Source organism: Ectopseudomonas composti, assembly GCF_900115475.1.
Lineage (GTDB): Bacteria > Pseudomonadota > Gammaproteobacteria > Pseudomonadales > Pseudomonadaceae > Aquipseudomonas > Aquipseudomonas composti.
On record NZ_FOWP01000003.1, the window covers coordinates 89,365 to 105,711 of the forward strand.

General features: G+C 62.1%; 15 protein-coding genes. 9 read left to right on the top strand and 6 right to left on the bottom strand.

The annotated features are described in order from the left end of the window. Positions 1 to 142 precede the first annotated feature (142 nt). Complete coding sequence (locus BM059_RS06610) at positions 143 to 1,585, top strand: HDOD domain-containing protein (protein WP_244154386.1); 1,443 nt, start codon at positions 143 to 145, stop codon at positions 1,583 to 1,585. On the opposite strand, the gene BM059_RS06615 is transcribed toward BM059_RS06610, so the two are convergent. Beyond that, the gene (locus tag BM059_RS06615) at positions 1,586 to 3,160 is read right to left on the bottom strand and encodes a LysM peptidoglycan-binding domain-containing protein (RefSeq protein WP_037000820.1); all 1,575 of its coding nucleotides are present in this window, start codon (positions 3,158 to 3,160) and stop codon (positions 1,586 to 1,588) included. 121 nt (positions 3,161 to 3,281) lie between these two features. After that, entirely contained in the window at positions 3,282 to 4,055 is a 774-nt protein-coding gene (gloB, locus tag BM059_RS06620) for a hydroxyacylglutathione hydrolase (protein WP_074937538.1), read from the bottom strand. A gap of 72 nt (positions 4,056 to 4,127) precedes the next feature. Between gloB and BM059_RS06625 the strand changes: the two genes are divergently transcribed. The 7 genes from BM059_RS06625 (at position 4,128) to nudC (ending at position 12,140) form a co-directional block, all read left to right on the top strand. Beyond that, on the top strand, positions 4,128 to 4,886 hold the full coding sequence (locus BM059_RS06625) for a class I SAM-dependent methyltransferase (protein WP_074937539.1): 759 nt from the start codon (positions 4,128 to 4,130) through the stop codon (positions 4,884 to 4,886). 56 nt (positions 4,887 to 4,942) lie between these two features. Next, the gene (gene rnhA / locus BM059_RS06630) at positions 4,943 to 5,395 is read left to right on the top strand and encodes a ribonuclease HI (protein ID WP_037000823.1); all 453 of its coding nucleotides are present in this window, start codon (positions 4,943 to 4,945) and stop codon (positions 5,393 to 5,395) included. A 76-nt stretch (positions 5,396 to 5,471) separates the two neighbouring features. After that, positions 5,472 to 6,230: a DNA polymerase III subunit epsilon gene (dnaQ, locus tag BM059_RS06635; RefSeq protein WP_037000824.1), complete on the top strand. Its 759-nt coding sequence runs from the start codon at positions 5,472 to 5,474 to the stop codon at positions 6,228 to 6,230. Between the two features lie 121 nt (positions 6,231 to 6,351). Beyond that, the gene (locus BM059_RS06640) at positions 6,352 to 8,595 is read left to right on the top strand and encodes an Orn/Lys/Arg family decarboxylase (protein ID WP_074937541.1); all 2,244 of its coding nucleotides are present in this window, start codon (positions 6,352 to 6,354) and stop codon (positions 8,593 to 8,595) included. Positions 8,596 to 8,786: 191 nt separating this feature from the next. Beyond that, the gene (locus BM059_RS06645; RefSeq protein ID WP_037000827.1) at positions 8,787 to 9,599 is read left to right on the top strand and encodes a crotonase/enoyl-CoA hydratase family protein; all 813 of its coding nucleotides are present in this window, start codon (positions 8,787 to 8,789) and stop codon (positions 9,597 to 9,599) included. 37 nt (positions 9,600 to 9,636) lie between these two features. Then, on the top strand, positions 9,637 to 11,316 hold the full coding sequence (locus BM059_RS06650; RefSeq protein ID WP_074937543.1) for a FimL-related protein: 1,680 nt from the start codon (positions 9,637 to 9,639) through the stop codon (positions 11,314 to 11,316). Beyond that, positions 11,316 to 12,140 (top strand): NAD(+) diphosphatase, encoded by an 825-nt coding sequence (nudC, locus tag BM059_RS06655; protein WP_074937545.1) that lies wholly within the window; start codon positions 11,316 to 11,318, stop codon positions 12,138 to 12,140. The genes BM059_RS06650 and nudC overlap by 1 nt, the downstream gene beginning before the upstream one ends. Positions 12,141 to 12,176: 36 nt before the next feature. Here the strand turns inward: nudC and BM059_RS06660 are convergent, their stop codons facing one another. After that, complete coding sequence (locus BM059_RS06660; protein WP_037000830.1) at positions 12,177 to 12,956, bottom strand: TSUP family transporter; 780 nt, start codon at positions 12,954 to 12,956, stop codon at positions 12,177 to 12,179. Between the two features lie 102 nt (positions 12,957 to 13,058). Between BM059_RS06660 and BM059_RS06665 the strand changes: the two genes are divergently transcribed. After that, positions 13,059 to 13,706, top strand: coding sequence for a hypothetical protein (locus tag BM059_RS06665; protein WP_055985706.1), 648 nt, complete (start codon positions 13,059 to 13,061; stop codon positions 13,704 to 13,706). Positions 13,707 to 13,947: 241 nt separating this feature from the next. Here the strand turns inward: BM059_RS06665 and BM059_RS06670 are convergent, their stop codons facing one another. From BM059_RS06670 to BM059_RS06680, 3 genes are all read right to left on the bottom strand, one after another. Next, positions 13,948 to 14,715, bottom strand: a complete 768-nt coding sequence (locus BM059_RS06670; RefSeq protein WP_074937547.1) for an SDR family oxidoreductase — start codon at positions 14,713 to 14,715, stop codon at positions 13,948 to 13,950. 16 nt (positions 14,716 to 14,731) lie between these two features. Continuing rightward, positions 14,732 to 15,799 carry a phosphotransferase family protein gene (locus BM059_RS06675; protein ID WP_074937550.1) on the bottom strand — a complete coding sequence of 356 codons (1,068 nt, stop codon included), beginning with the start codon at positions 15,797 to 15,799 and terminating at the stop codon, positions 14,732 to 14,734. Between the two features lie 219 nt (positions 15,800 to 16,018). Continuing rightward, positions 16,019 to 16,330 (bottom strand): SCP2 sterol-binding domain-containing protein, encoded by a 312-nt coding sequence (locus tag BM059_RS06680; protein ID WP_003459932.1) that lies wholly within the window; start codon positions 16,328 to 16,330, stop codon positions 16,019 to 16,021. Positions 16,331 to 16,347 lie beyond the last annotated feature (17 nt).

Below are 16,347 nucleotides of genomic sequence, written 5' to 3' on the forward strand. Positions count from 1 at the left end.
TGAGATCCGATCCATGGCGGCGTTTGGGCTTCTGGGGCGGTACAGTAACAGCTTGTATCGGCAGGAAAAAGAGCGCCGTGGCTGGCCGTCGCCCGTGACGCTTTGACATACACTTGCAGCAGACGTCACGAGGGTACGAGCTTTGTCTGAACATAGCCATGGTCTGCAGTCATGGATTGATCGCTTCAACCAGGCCGAGCTGCCTGCGCTGGCCTCGGTGGTGCAGGATCTGCAGCGCCTGGCGCAGCAGGAGTCTGCATCGGTACAGCAACTGGCTGATGTGTTGCTGCGTGATGCTGCGCTGACCTCAAAGGTGCTGCGGGTCGCCAATAGCGTCTACTACAACCCCTCGCAGGAAGCCATCAAGACCATTTCGCGGGCCATCGTGCTGATCGGCTTCGACAACGTTCGCCTGATCTGTCTTTCCGTCAGCCTGATCGACGGTCTGCTCACCCGCGCGCCACGTGAGCAGCTGCAGACGCTGCTCGCACGTTCCTTCCATGCTGCCGTGCAGGCACGCAACATGGCCAGCTATGTGATTGCCCGGCATGCCGAAGAGGTATTTATCGCGGCGTTGCTTCATCACCTGGGCGAGCTCGCGTTCTGGGGCTGCGGCGGGGCCCAGGCCGACGAGCTGGCCGATGCCCTCGAACGTCCCGGTGTCGATGTCGATGAGGCCGTGCGCGACATACTCGGTACCAGCTTCCGGCAACTGACCCAGGCACTGCTGAAAAGCTGGAGTCTGGGTGAGACCGCCAGCCTGGCGCAGGTCGGCGCCAGTGCGCATGATCCGGCAGCGTACGCGGTGCAGTTGGGCGTGCGTATCAGTGAAGCTGCGCTAGATGGTTGGGATTGCGCGGAGATGGAGAGCGCGCTGGGCAAGGTGGCCACCTTTATTGGGCTGACACCGGAAGAAGCCCTGCAGCAGGTGCTGGCCAGCGCCGACGAGGCGGTCAAGGTCGCCTCGACCTTCGGTGCCAGCAAGCTTTGCCGGCTGATCCCCAACACCGACCCCGAGCAGATTCGCCAGCAGCAGGAGGCGCGCATTGCGCGCTTGTTGCAGCCGGACCTGCTGGCGATGCAGCAGGCCCTGCAGGATCTCGGCTTGATGATCAGTGCCAGAGCGGATGTCGGCCTGGTGCTCGATACCCTGCTGAAAGGCCTGCACCGCGGCGCCGGCCTGGAGCGGGTAATGCTTACCGTGCTGGCTGAAGGACAAAGCCGCTTTCGCGCCAAACGGGTGATCGGTGAAAAGACTCAACACTGGCTGGAGGATTTCGTGCTGCCGGCCGAACAGGCGGAGCAGCCGCATATCTTCAGTTATGCGCTGCGCCATCGCGAGGCGATCTGGATGGGCGTGCCCGCCAGCTACAACCTGGCCGAGCTGGTGACCCAGCCGATTCGGCGCAGTCTGGGCGGTGGCATGTTCTTCATCGCACCGATCATCGCGGGTACGCGGGAGATCGGTGTGCTCTACGCCGACAGTCGATTGTCCGGGCGAGCGCTGCGGCATGAGCAATTCGTGGCGTTTCAGCGCTTCACTCAACTGACGGGGCGTTGCCTAGAGGCGATCAGCAAGCGCTGATCAGGGCAGGTAGAGGGTCAGCATCTCCCCTGGGCGCAGGGCATTGGTGCGCGGGTTCCAGGCTTGCAGGCGCTTGAGGTCGATCTTGAAGCGCTTGGCGATCACGTACAGCGAATCGCCATGCTGCACACGGTAGTAAGTGGCCTTGTCGCGCGAGCTGGCGCTGCTTCGAGTGCTGCTGGCGACGCGCGCGCCGCTCTCGGCGGCTGCCAGCGTGAGCACCTGGCCGACTTTCAGTTGATTGCCCTGCAGCTTGTTCCAGCGCTTCAGGTCATGCACCGCGACCTGATTGGCGCGAGCGATCTGCCACAGGTTGTCGCCGTTCTTTACCTGGTAGGTGCGCGTGCTCGTACTTTGGGCGACGGTGCGTTGTTGATACAGCGGTTCGCTCGGTTGCGCGCCGGGCTTGGCGGGAATCGTCAGCACCTGGCCAATGCTCAGGTTGTTGCCGCTCAGACGGTTGACGTCCTTGAGCATGTTCACTGACAGATGATGACGATTGGCGATGGCGTGCAGGCTGTCGCCCGAGCGCACGGTGTAGCTCTGCCAGTCGACCATTTCCTGCGGTTTCATCAGTGCCAGGTTGGCGCTGAGCATCTCGGCTTTCTCGGTCGGCACCAGCAGGTGCTGCGGGCCGTCGAGGGTGATGCCGCGTTTGTAGGCAGGGTTGAGTTGCAGCAGCTCCTGTTCGTCCAGGTCGGCCAGTTTGGCGACGCGGGCCAGGTCCATATGCTGCTTGATCGCGATCTGCTCGAAGTAGGGCTCGTTGGCGATTGGCGAGAGCGTTACGCCGTAGGCTTCCGGGGTCAGGATCACTTGCGACAGCGCCAGCAGTTTGGGCACGTAGTCTTCGGTTTCCTTGGGCAGCGACAGGTTCCAGTAATCACTGGGCAGGCCGAGTTTCTCGTTACGTTCGATCGCGCGGCTGATGCGGCCTTCACCGGCATTGTAGGCAGCCAGGGCGAGCAGCCAGTCACCGTTGAACATTTCATGCAGGCGACTGAGATAGTTGAGCGCGGCCTGGGTTGACGCGGTCACATCGCGGCGGCCGTCATACCAGTTGGTCTGGCGCAGGTTGTAGTGACGGCCGGTAGAGGGGATGAACTGCCAGAGGCCGACCGCGTGGGCCGATGAGTAGGCCTGTGGGTCGTAGGCGCTTTCGATGACCGGTAGCAGTGCCAGTTCCATCGGCATACCGCGCTCTGCCAGCCGCTCGACGATGTAGTGAATATAAGGTGCGCTGCGTTCGCTGACGGTGTCGACGTGCTTTGGATTGCTGGCATACCAGAGGCGCACGCGCTCGATGCGCGGGTTGATGCCAATTTCATCCTGCAGCATGAAACCGTCGCGCACTCGCTCCCAGATATCGCCGTATTCGCGCGGCTTGGCTTCACTGCTGAGCCATTCTGGTTCACGTTCAAGGCCGATGGCGCGAGAGGTATCGGTGGAGCGATCCGGGGTGTCGCTGGGCAGGCTCTGACAGCCGGCCAGGGTCATGCAGCACATCACTGCGAGCGCCCGGGCGTCTCGCGCCAATGCCTTTATATTCAATGGCTTGCGTAATGATGAAGGCATTGGGTGAGGTGTATGTCCCGGCGAAAAGATCGGGCGATTCTAGGAATCAGGCCGGGGGTGGTCAAGTTTTCGCCAGTCTGGAACAGGTCTTTTGCGGGCCCGTCGACCTTTTTCTCAGCGACTAGAAGGTGTCTTTCCAGGCACGCAGGCTAGCGAATACGGCGCTTGGCTCGCTCGACTGCCGGTCGTCGCGTCCTTTGGTCGCAGCGATGATCGACGGCTCGCTGGTGCGCAGGAACGGGTTGGTGGCCAATTCCAGCTCGATGCTTGATGGCAGGCTGATGCGACCCTCTTCGCGCCAGTGGGTCACCTCGGTCAGGCGCTCGTTCAAGTGCTTGTTGTCCGGCTCGACAGCGTGGGCGAAGCGCAGATTGCTCAGGGTGTATTCGTGGGTGCAGTACACCAGCGTGCTGGCGGGCAAGGCCGCGAGGCGACTCAGTGATTGATGCATCTGTTGCGCAGTGCCTTCGAACAGGCGACCGCAGCCGCCTGCGAACAGGGTGTCACCACAAAACAGCAGGTGCTGCTGCGCGTGGTAGTAGGCGATGTGCCCGAGGGTGTGACCAGGTACGGCCATGACCTGGAAGCGCAGGCCGAGCACCTCGATCTCGTCGTTATCCTTCAGGTCGACGTCGCGCGCCGGGATCTTTTCCGCTGCTGGGCCGAGGACACGTGCGCCGCTGGCTTTTTTCAGCGTTTCGATGCCGCCGACGTGATCGAAGTGATGATGAGTGATCAGAATATCGCTGAGCATCCAGCCGGGATGAGCCTCCAGCCAGGCCATGACCGGCGCCGCATCACCGGGATCGACCACGGCGCAGCACTTGCTGCCGGCGTCTTGCAGCAGCCAGATATAGTTGTCATTGAAGGCGGGCAGCGCGTCGATCTGGATCATTGCGGGTCGCTAAGCTGGTGATAAAGGTGCATCTTAGACAGGACATGCAGAACCTGTCATGTGGAGGCAGCGATGACTGACGAGGCATTCGCCCAGGCCGACCCGGAGTGGCTCAAGCTCATCGGCGAGGCGCGAGACTGGCTTGCCGGCCCGCTCGGACAACTGTTGCTGGAAGAAGAGCAGCGCTTGCTGGAAGAGGAGTTGGCGCGTTTTTTTGGTGGCTATCTGGTGAGCTACGGGCCAAATGCCGAAGGCCCGCCCAAGGCCGGGCAGATCCAGCACAACGTGCGCCTCGGCGCGCCGATGCCCGGTGTGCAGATCGTCTGTGAGGAGCAGGCCTGGCCTCTGGGCGAGCATGCTGCAGACGTGGTGGTGTTGCAGCACGGCCTGGATTTCAGCCTGTCGCCCCACGGCCTGTTGCGCGAAGCGGCGCGCAGTGTCAGGCCGGGCGGGCATCTGTTGATTCTCGGCATCCACCCCTGGAGTACCTGGGGTGTGCGTCGTCTGTTCGCCCGAGATGGACTGGCCAAGGCGCGCTGTATCGCCCCCAATCGCGTTGGGGACTGGCTCAGCTTGCTGGGCTTTGCGTTGGAGAAACGCCGGTTCGGGTGCTATCGTCCGCCGCTCGCTTCGCTGGCCTGGCAAATGCGCCTGCGGCGAATGGAGGGCTGGGGCGATGCCTGGCAGTTGCCAGGCGCTGGCGTTTACCTGTTGGTGGCGCGCAAATTGGTGGTTGGTTTGCGTCCGTTACGGCAGTCGCGGCGTGAACCGATGGGCAAGCTGCTGCCGATGCCAGTGGCCAAGGTCAGCCGGCGTGACCTCGACAACTGATTTGCAGTTTGCTGCAGGCCAGGCCCTGGCCAAACCAATCCGTACAGAGTTTATGAATGTCTGAAACCGATGATGTGGTGATCTACACCGACGGCGCCTGCAAAGGCAATCCTGGCCCCGGCGGTTGGGGGGCGCTGCTGGTGTACAAGGGAGCAGAAAAGGAGTTGTGGGGCGGAGACCTCAATACCACCAACAACCGCATGGAACTGATGGCGGCGATTGCCGGCCTGATTGCGCTGACCCGACCCTGCACGGTCAAATTGGTGACCGACTCGCAGTACGTCATGAAGGGCATCCAGGAGTGGCTGCCGAACTGGAAGAAGCGCGGCTGGAAGACTGCCTCTAAAGAGCCAGTGAAGAACGCCGACCTCTGGCAGAAACTGGATGAGGAAGTGAATCGCCATCAGGTGAGCTGGCAGTGGGTACGCGGGCATACCGGCCACCCTGGCAACGAGCGCGCCGACCAGTTGGCCAATCGCGGTGTCGACGAGGTGCGCTCTGCGCGCTGAGCCTTGGTGCACCCGCTGAGTTAAGATGTCGCGCTTTTAATGTGCGACAACCCGGATAGATGAGAGAGGCAAGGGCGTGACAACCGATAACACCGTCAGACGCTACGTGGTGCTGGATACCGAAACCACCGGCATGCCGGTCACCGATGGGCACCGCATCATCGAGATCGGCTGTGTCGAATTGATGGGGCGGCGTCTGACCGGGCGTCACTTCCATGTCTATCTCAACCCGGATCGCGAGATCGACGAAGGCGCCATTGCGGTTCACGGCATCACCAACGAATACGTTGCTGACAAGCCGCGCTTCAAGGAAGTCGCTGATGAGTTCTATGAATTCATCAAGGGCGCGCAGCTGATCATCCACAACGCGGCGTTCGACGTTGGCTTCATCAACAACGAGTTCGCCTTGCTGGGGCAGAGCGAGCGCGCCGACGTCAGCGATTACTGCTCGGTACTCGATACCCTGATGATGGCGCGCGAGCGCCATCCGGGGCAGCGCAACAGCCTCGATGCGCTGTGCAAGCGCTACGGCGTCGATAACTCCAACCGCGAACTGCACGGCGCCTTGCTCGACTCGGAGATTCTCGCCGACGTCTACTTGGCGATGACTGGCGGGCAGACCAATCTGTCTCTGGCCGGTGAAGGCTCCGATGGTGATGGCAGCGGGCGTCAACAGGCCACGCCGATCCGCCGTCTGGACGCATCGCGCCCGCGCACACGTGTCATTCGCGCCAGCGAAGACGAACTCGCAGCGCACATGGCGCGCCTGGCCGTGATCGAAAAATCCGCTGGCGGCCCATCGCTGTGGGCACAGCTGGAAAAAGCGCCGGAATAACCGAACAGCGCAATTGCGACCTTTTCTTATAGCGTGATGCACAGGGGGTTCCGCCGATCAGGGGGAGCCTCTAACCTGAGGCGATGGGCAGGCCAAGCCTGCCAGCCTTCAGGACGTCACAATGTATAAAGATCTCAAGTTTCCCGTCCTAATCGTGCACCGCGACATCAAGGCCGATACCGTGGCCGGTGATCGCGTGCGCGCCATCGCGCAGGAACTCACCCAGGACGGCTTTAGCATTCTGCCCACCGCCAGTGCGGCAGAGGGGCGTATCGTCGCGTCCACCCACCATGGCTTGGCCTGCATCCTGGTCGCCGCCGAAGGCGCGGGCGAGAACAGTCGGCTGTTGCAGGACATGGTCGAGCTGATCCGCGTGGCGCGGGTGCGGGCGCCGCAACTGCCGATCTTCGCCCTGGGCGAACAGGTCACCATCGAGAATGCGCCGGCCGAGGCGATGGCCGATCTCAACCATCTGCGTGGCATCCTCTACCTCTACGAAGACACCGTGTCCTTCCTGGCCCGGCAGGTAGCGCGCGCGGCGCACAACTACCTCGATGGTCTGTTGCCGCCGTTCTTCAAGGCGCTGGTGCAGCACACCGCGCAATCCAACTATTCCTGGCACACGCCCGGCCATGGCGGTGGCGTGGCCTACCGCAAAAGCCCGGTGGGGCAGGCCTTTCACCAGTTCTTTGGCGAGAACACCCTGCGCTCCGACTTGTCGGTATCGGTACCGGAACTGGGCTCGCTGCTCGATCACACTGGCCCGTTGGCCGAGGCCGAGGCCCGCGCAGCGCGTAACTTCGGCGCCGATCACACCTTCTTCGTGATCAACGGCACCTCGACGGCGAACAAGATCGTCTGGCATTCGATGGTCGGTCGCGATGACCTGGTGCTGGTGGATCGCAACTGCCACAAGTCGATCCTGCACTCGATCATCATGACCGGCGCGATTCCGCTGTATCTGTGCCCCGAGCGCAACGAACTGGGCATCATCGGGCCGATTCCGCTCTCCGAATTCAGCCGCGAGTCGATCCAGGCCAAGATCGACGCCAGTCCGCTGGCGCGCGGCCGGGCGCCCAAGGTCAAACTGGCGGTGGTGACCAACTCCACCTACGACGGGCTCTGTTACAACGCCGAGATGGTCAAGCAGGCCTTGGGCGACTCGGTCGAGGTGCTGCATTTCGACGAGGCCTGGTACGCCTACGCGGCGTTTCACGAGTTCTATGCTGGCCGCTACGGAATGGGCACCCAGTACGACGAGCGCTCGCCGCTGGTGTTTACCACCCATTCCACGCACAAGCTGCTGGCGGCCTTCAGCCAGGCCTCGATGATTCACGTGCAGGATGGCGGGCAGCGTCAGCTGGATCGTGATCGCTTCAACGAAGCCTTCATGATGCACATCTCCACCTCGCCGCAGTACGGCATCATCGCTTCGCTGGACGTGGCCTCGGCGATGATGGAAGGGCCGGCAGGGCGTTCGTTGATTCAGGAAACCTTCGACGAGGCGCTGAGCTTCCGTCGTGCGCTGGCCAACGTGCGCCGTAATCTGAGTGCCGAGGACTGGTGGTTCAGCATCTGGCAACCGGGCGCCGCCGATGGCGCCGACAGTCTGTCGACCGCCGACTGGGTGTTGCAGCCGGATGCCGACTGGCACGGCTTCGGCGAAGTGGCCAACGATTACGTGCTGCTCGATCCGATCAAGGTCACCCTGGTGATGCCGGGCCTCAACGCGGCCGGCAAGCTGGAACAGCAGGGCATTCCTGCTGCGGTGGTCAGCAAGTTCCTCTGGGAGCGCGGCCTGGTGGTGGAAAAGACCGGCCTGTATTCCTTCCTGGTGCTGTTCTCCATGGGCATCACCAAGGGCAAGTGGAGCACGCTGCTGACCGAGTTGCTGGAGTTCAAGCGCAGCTACGATGCCAACCTGCCGCTGGTGGACGTGCTGCCTTCCATTGCCCAGGCCGGCGCGGGTCGTTATCAGGGCATGGGCCTGCGCGACCTGTGTGACGCGCTGCACGGCTGCTATCGCGAAAACGCCACGGCCAAGGCGCTGAAAAGCATGTACACGGCGCTGCCCGAGTTGGCGATCAAGCCAGCTGATGCGTACGACCGCCTGGTGCGCGGCGAAGTGGAGGCAGTGCCCATCGAGCAATTGCAGGGGCGTATCGCCGCCGTGATGCTGGTACCTTACCCGCCGGGCATTCCGCTGATCATGCCAGGCGAGCGCTTCACCGCGGCGACACGCTCGATCCTCGACTACCTGGCATTCGCTCGAACCTTCGACCAGGCCTTCCCGGGTTTCGATATCGACGTGCACGGCCTGCAAACCGAAGCGGGTGAGTACTGCGTCGATTGCCTGGTGGAGTGAATCGGGTGCAGATCTGTCGAGGCGCAAGATCCTCGACAGATCAATCTCTTATCTCTGATATTCAAAGCAGTTGATAACCTCTGGGGTGTGTTCTGCATCACGGTGACAAGCATCGACTTTTATGCCGTGCTTGTTATAGTTGCTCGGTTATTAATCACAAAATAATTACCGCGCTGCTGAGGATGCCTGCCATGTCCGACTACAAAGCCTTCCACGTCGAGTTGGCGGACAAGATCGCCCATGTGCAGATCAACCGTCCGGAAAAGATCAACGCCATGAATGCCGACTTCTGGCGCGAGATCATCGAGATCTTCCAATGGGTCGATGACAACGACGCGGTCCGTGTCGTGGTGCTTTCCGGCGCGGGTAAGCACTTTTCCTCGGGCATTGATCTGATGCTGCTGGCCTCGGTCGGCGCCCAGCTGGGCAAGGATGTCGGCCGAAATGCCACAGCGCTACGCCGCAAGATTTTCGAGCTGCAAGCCTCCTTCAACGCCGTCGACAACTGCCGCAAGCCGGTGCTGGCGGCTATTCAGGGTTATTGCATCGGTGGCGCCATTGACCTGATCAGCGCTTGCGACATGCGCTACTCCACGGTCGATGCGCAGTTCTCGATCAAGGAAATCGACATGGGCATGGCCGCCGACGTTGGCACCCTGCAGCGCCTGCCGCGCATCATCGGCGATGGCATGATGCGTGAGCTGGCCTTCACCGGGCGCAACATCGACGGTAATGAAGCCGCCCGTATCGGCCTGGTCAATCGCACCTACGAAACCCAGGAGGCGCTGCTGGCCGGGGTGATGGAGCTGGCTGCGGAGATCGCCGCCAAGTCGCCGATTGCGGTGCGCGGCACCAAGGAAATGATTCGCTATATGCGCGATCACCGGGTCGACGATGGTCTCGAATACATCGCCACCTGGAATGCCGCCATGTTGCAGTCGGAAGACCTGCGCCTGGCCATGGCGGCGCACATGACCAAGCAGAAGCCGGAGTTTGCCGACTGATGCCGTATTTGCTGATGTTCGCTGCGAGGCCTAGAGCATGGTAAGTGGAGCCACATCCCTGAATCTGGTGCGCGACGAGCTGTTCGTCACAATGGAAGAGGCCGAGCAGAGCCTGGAGCAGTTCATCGCCGAGCGGCACAACGGCAGCCTGCTGCAACAGGCAGTAGAAAGCCTGCATCAGGTGCGCGGTACGCTCAATCTGATCGAGCTGGCCGGCGCCGAGTTGCTGGCTCAGGAAGTGCTGGATCAGGCTACTGACATCCCTGCCGGTGCTGGCGAAGAGCGCGACGCGCAGCTGTCGGCGCTGAGTAATGCCTTGCATGTGCTGCGTCGCTACCTGGAAAACGTCGACGCTCACCGCCAGGAAATGCCCGAGCTGTTGCTGCCAGCGATCAACGATCTGCGCCAGGCTGGCGCTCAACAGCCTCTGCCGGAAAGTTTCTTCTTCAGCGTGCGCCTGGATCACGCCCGACCGCACATTGCGACCCAGCCGCTCGATGGTGCTGCCAAGCTGAGCGAAGGCAAACGCCTGCGCCATATGTACCAGGTCGGGCTGCTGGGCTTTATCCGTGAACAGAATCCGCAGGCCAGCCTCAAGTTGATGGTGCGCGCCATGGCGCGTCTCGACAGCCTGTTCGCCAATGAGCCGCGTGGGCGCATGTGCTGGATAGGCGCTGCTGCCCTTGAGGCGCAGTGTGATGGGCAATTGCTGCCGCGCAAATCGCGTAAGCAGCTGTTCTCGCGGGTAGATCGCGAGCTCAAGCTGATGCTAGGTAGCCCGCAGTACGAAGCGCCGCGCAGCTTGCTCAAGGAGTTGCTGTATCTGGTCGCGCTCGCCGATAGCCATGGCCCGCATGCCAGCGCCATGCGCGAAGTATTCGGGCTTACGCCGCTGCCGTTCACCGACCACTTGCTGGAAGAGGAATACCAGCGACTCGCTGGGCCGGGCAAGGCGGTGATGCGCTCGCTATCCACGGCGATTCGCGAAGAGCTGGCCAGCGTCAAGGACATGCTCGACCTGCTCGAGCGCGGCACCTTGCAGGGGGAAACCCTGGGCACCTTGCATGCGCTGCTGGGCAAGCTGGCCAAGACACTCGGCATGGTCGGTCTGAACTCCGCAGGCAACTCGCTAAGCGCGCAGTTGCCGCAGGTCGCTGCTTGGAGCGAGGACGTGCCACCGCAGCCGCAGCAGCTGCACAAGCTGGCCGATGCCGTGCTGTATGTCGAAGGCATGGTGGCCAGTCTGGAACGTGGCGAAGGGCGCGACACCCGGCCTGCTGTGGTCGAGCCGGGTAACGAAGCCGATTCCTTCGCCATTCATCAGCTCAACGAGGCGCGCATCGTCGTGGTCGACGAGGCTCAGGCTGGTCTGGCTCTGGCCAAGCGCGCCATTACCGCTTATCTGGAGTCGGGTGGCGACAAGATGCACCTGTCCAACGTGCCGTTCAGTCTGCAGGCGGTGCGTGGTGGCCTCTGGTTCCTTGAGCAGCGCCGTGCCGCGATGCTGGTCGGGGCCTGCGCCGACTATATCCAGACGCGCATGCTCGAGACCGGGCAGATGCCGTCGGAGCAGATGCTGGAAACCCTGGCTGACGCCCTCAGCAGCCTTGAGTATTACCTGGAAGCTGGCGCGGTGATGCGTCCGGAAACCCGTCCTAGCGTGCTCGACCTGGCTGAGGAAAGCGTCAAGGCGCTGGGTATGCCGGTGGCGGCCTGATGGTCTGGCGCAATACCTTTCTCGATCCTGCTCAGCCAGGCGGCTGGGCGCTGCTCTACAACCAGCAGCATTTTCTCGCCGACAGCAATGGCGTGCTATTTCCGCGTGACTGGATCAAGCGCCAGGACCTGCCGATTATTGGCGAGCAGGGTATCGGTCATTTCGGTGACGATGCCGTTTACCTGCTGCAACTCAAACCCTCGGCGATGTTGGACGGCTGCACCTGGCAGAGCCTGCGCCAGTTCATGCTGCAGGGCGACGCAGAAACCTTCCGCATGCTGGCCTACGCCGCGCAGATTGGCACCTGGTACGCCGAGCATCGTTTCTGTGGCAGTTGCGGCGCGCCGACCCGGCAACTGCCGGGTGAGCGGGCGATGCGTTGCGACAGCTGCGAATCGCAGCACTACCCACGTATTTCGCCGAGCATGATCGTGCTGGTCACGCGCGGTGACGAAGTTCTCCTGGCGCGTTCACCGCGCTTCGTCACCGGCGTCTACAGCACCCTGGCCGGCTTCGTCGAACCGGGCGAATCGGTGGAACATTGCGTGGCGCGCGAGGTGCGTGAGGAGGTTGGCCTGGAGGTGAAGAACCTGCAATACATCGGCAGCCAGGGCTGGCCGTTCCCCCATTCATTGATGCTTGGGTTTCATGCCGAGTACGCCAGTGGCGAGATCGTCATGCAGGAAGACGAAATCGAGGATGCACGCTGGTTCCGTGTCGATGAGTTGCCGCCGCTGCCGGCGTCGCGCTCCATCGCTCGTCACCTGATCGATCTTTACGTTGCGCGCCGTCTGGGCTTGCCCGAGCCTACGTTGCCGGCCTAGAGCCGCTCCTACACGACCCTGGATGGCCTGCCGGATTCAGCCAAACCAGTGCTGCCAGACCAGGCGTGCGGTCAGTGCCAACACCACGGTGATGAACACCGGGCGGATGAATTTCGAGCCGCCCTTGATCGCCGTGCGTGCGCCGAGAAAGGCGCCGACCATCAGTGCCGCGCCCATGCTCAAGCCGAGCACCCAGGCCACTTGGCCGAACGCGATAAATACTGCCAGGGCAGCCGCGTTGCTGACGAAATTCATGGTGCGCGCTACGCCGCTGGCACGTACCAGATCGAGTGGGTACATCAGCAGGCTGCTGACCGTCCAGAAGGCACCGGTGCCCGGGCCTGCCACGCCATCGTAGAGCCCGAGGCCCAGTCCTTGCGGCCACTGACGGCCGCGGGCGATCGGCAGGTCGTGTTCGGCCGGTGCCTCCGGCATGCGGCCGAATAGCAGATACAGACCGCAACCGAAGACAATCACCGGCAGCATCTGGTTGAGCCAGGCAGCCGGCATCCAGTGGGCGATGACGGCGCCGAGTAGAGCGCCGATCAGGGTCGCCAACAGCGCGTTGCGCCATTGCTTGGGGTCGAACAGTTTGCGCCGGTAGAAGGTAAGCGCAGCAGTGCCCGAGCCAAAGGTGGCGCACAGCTTGTTGGTGCCCAGCACCAGATGTGGCGGTAGCCCTGCGGTGAGCAGAGCCGGAATAGTCAGCAGGCCGCCGCCACCGGCGATGGCGTCGATGAAGCCGGCAATGAACGCGACCAGCGCGAGAATGGCGAGTGTGCTGGGGTCGATGGCGAGCTCGAGAGCGAAAGGCATAGGAAAGTGTCGACTTGTGGGCGAATGCGCAGCCTGCTGGCTGTTCGTCGTGTGGAGAGCTGCGCATAATGCCGGGATTTCGTCAGAGAAGGAACGCAATCGATGCAATACGACGGGTTGGCCTGGGCCGTGGCGCTGCTGGCCGTATTGGCGCTGCTGGTGGCATTGCGCATTCTGCTCAATACGGGCTGGTTCCTCGGCTGGTTGCGTGGCACTTGTGGTCTGGCATTTCTCGCGTTGGCTGGTCTGGTCGGCCTGGTGGCGTACGACCTGTATGCCTACGAACCACTGCAGCCGGGCAAGCCGCTGGTGACGCTGAGCTTCAAGGCCGATGGCCCGCAGCGTTATCAGGTGACGCTGCTCGAAGGAGGGCGTGAGCGTACAGTCACTCTGGAAGGCGACATGTGGCAGCTCGATGGGCGGCTGATTCGCTGGAAAGGCCTGGCCGAGTTGATCGGCCTGGAGCCGGGTTACCGTCTGGAGCGTTTGTCCGGGCGGTTTCTGGCCATCGAGCAGCAGGCGCTGGCGCAGCACGGTCGTGTGCAGTTGGCCGAAAGCCCCTACGGGGTGGACTTGTGGCGCTGGTTGCGCCTGAGCCAGCGTGATTTGCTGCTGTTTGACCCGCAGGCGCTGCGAGTGACCTATCTGCCGATTGCCGCCGATGCCGTCTACAGCGTCAGCCTGACGCCGACCGGCCTGCTGGCCGAACCGATGAATCCCGCCGCCGAAGCAGCGTTGAAGGATTGGTAGCGGCCGCCTGGGGCCATCTGATGACCCTCTCTCGCTTGCGGGAGAGGGTGCCCGAAGGGCGGGAGAGGGTGGAGCGAAGTTTGGCGTTCGCTTCGGTGGCGTAGGGTGGGCTTTAGCCCACCGCGACCTTCATTGGTGGGCTAAAGCGCCGCCCGGCCCACCCTACAAACTGCAGTACGCACGGGACACACCCTACAAAAAAGGCACCTGCAAGGTGCCTTTGTCGTTTATGCCGTCGACCTCAGGAGAGGAAGCCGCCGTCCACGTTGAGCGCTACGCCGGTGGTGTAGCTGGAAGCTTCGCTGGCCAGGTACAGCACCGCGCCGGCCATTTCGCTTGGATCGGCCACGCGCTTGAGCGGGATACGCTGCAGGGCGTGCTTGAGGATGGCGTCGTTCTTCACCAGCGCCGAGGCGAACTTGGTGTCGGTCAGGCCTGGCAGCAGGGCGTTGCAGCGAATGCCGAACTGCGCGCACTCCTTGGCGAACACCTTGGTCATGCTGATCACCGCGGCCTTGGTCACCGAGTAAATGCCCTGGAACTCGCCCGGCGAGACGCCATTGATCGAGGCGACGTTGATGATCGAGCCGCCGCCGTTTTCCTTCATCAGCTTGCCGCCTTCGATGGACATGAAGTAGTAGCCGCGAATGTTCACGTCGACGGTCTTCTGGAAGGCGGAGAGGTCGGTGTCCAGCACGTTGCAGAACTGCGGGTTGGTTGCGGCGTTGTTGACCAGGATGTCGAGACGACCAAACTGTTCCCTGATCTGCGCGAAGACACTGGTGATCTGCTCCATCTCGCCGATGTGGCAGGCGATGGCGGTGGCCTTGCCACCTTCGGCAGTGATGGAATCGGCCACGGCCTGGCAGCCGTCGATCTTGCGACTGGAGACGATCACGTGCGCGCCTTGCTGGGCCAGCAGCTTGGCGATGGACTCGCCAATGCCACGGCTGGCACCGGAAACGAAGGCGATCTTGCCGTCGAGGTCGAACAGTTGGGTCTTGGACATTGTGATTACCCCGGGGTTAGAGAGTGGATTTGCCGATGACCTGCAGGCACATCTGCTCCAGCAGCTTGTTCATGTGAATGAACTGGGCGAAGCGCTTGTCCTGGGTCTGGCCGTGGTAGAAGCGGTAGTAAATCTGCTGCACGATGCCGGCCAGGCGGAACAAGCCATAGGTGTAGTAGAAATCGAAGCTGTTGATCTTGATGCCAGCTTTTTCGGCGTAGTAGTCGACGAACTGCTGGCGGGTGAGCATGCCTGGCGCGTTGCTCGGTTGGCGGCGCATCAGTTGCACCGGAGCCGGGTCGCCGGCTTCGATCCAATAGGCCAGGGTGTTGCCCAGGTCCATCAGTGGGTCGCCGATGGTGGTCATCTCCCAGTCGAGCACACCGATGATCTGCATCGGGTTGTTCGGGGCGAGGATCACGTTGTCGAAGCGGTAATCGTTGTGCACGATGCCAGGTTTGTGGTGATCGGCCGGCATCTTGTCGTTGAGCCAGGCCTTGACCGGTTCCCAGGTTGGCGCATCCGGGGTCAAGGCCTTCTGGTAACGGTCGCTCCAACCCTTGATCTGGCGCTCGACATAACCCTCGGGCTTGCCCAAGTCGCCCAGGCCGCAGGCGTTGTAATCGACGTTGTGCAGCTCCACCAGCTTGTCGATGAAGCTCTTGCACAGCGCGCCTGTCTGCTCGGCGCTGAAGCTCAGCTCTGCCGGCATCTCCGAGCGCAGGATGATGCCCTTGACCCGCTCCATCACATAGAACTCGGCGCCGATCACCGATTCGTCGGTGCAGTGCACGTAGGCTTTGGGGCAGTAGGGGAAACCGGCGTTGAGCTGGTTGAGAATGCGGTACTCGCGGCCCATGTCGTGCGCCGACTTGGCCTTGTGGCCGAACGGCGGGCGACGCAGGACGAATTCCTGCTGTGGGTATTCGATCAGGTAGGTCAGGTTCGAAGCACCGCCCGGGAACTGGCTAATCTTGGCCTCGCCGCTGAGGCCCGGAATGTTGTCTTTGAGGTAAGCGTCGATGACGGCAGCATCGAGTTCTTCGCCGGTGCGGATGCGGGTGGATTGGTCAGTGAGCGCCATGCTTATCCCTTCTACTTATGATGGGTGCCCCAGATAATTGGCTAATCTAATGCTGCACCCTGGCTGTCACAAGCAATACGCGCCGTTATAGGCGGGCGTGTTGCACCTCGATCAAACTGCCTGATCAGCCATCTTCGACCTGGGCCGTTTACCTATGCGCAGGCAATAAAAAACCGGAGTGCAGGACTCCGGTTTCGTGTTTTGCGCGCAGCTCGCCGATCAGACCGGGAACAGTTCGCCCAGCTTCATCGCCAGCATCATGTCGCCTTCGGCGCGCAGCTTGCCAGCCATGAAGGCTTGCATACCGTCTGTTTCGCCGCTGACGATGCCCTTGAGGGTTTCGCTGTCCATGATCAGGGTCACGTTGGCGTTCGGGTTGTCGCCTTGCTCGAGGGCGCAGGTGCCGTCTTTGACGATCAGCGCGTAGTTCTCGCCATCTTCGATGTTGAATTGGAATACCAGATCCAGGCCTGCAGCGGCGCTGGCGTTGAACTTGGACTGCATGGTTTGGGCGATGTCAGCAACACTCATGGTCTTATCCTTTTTCG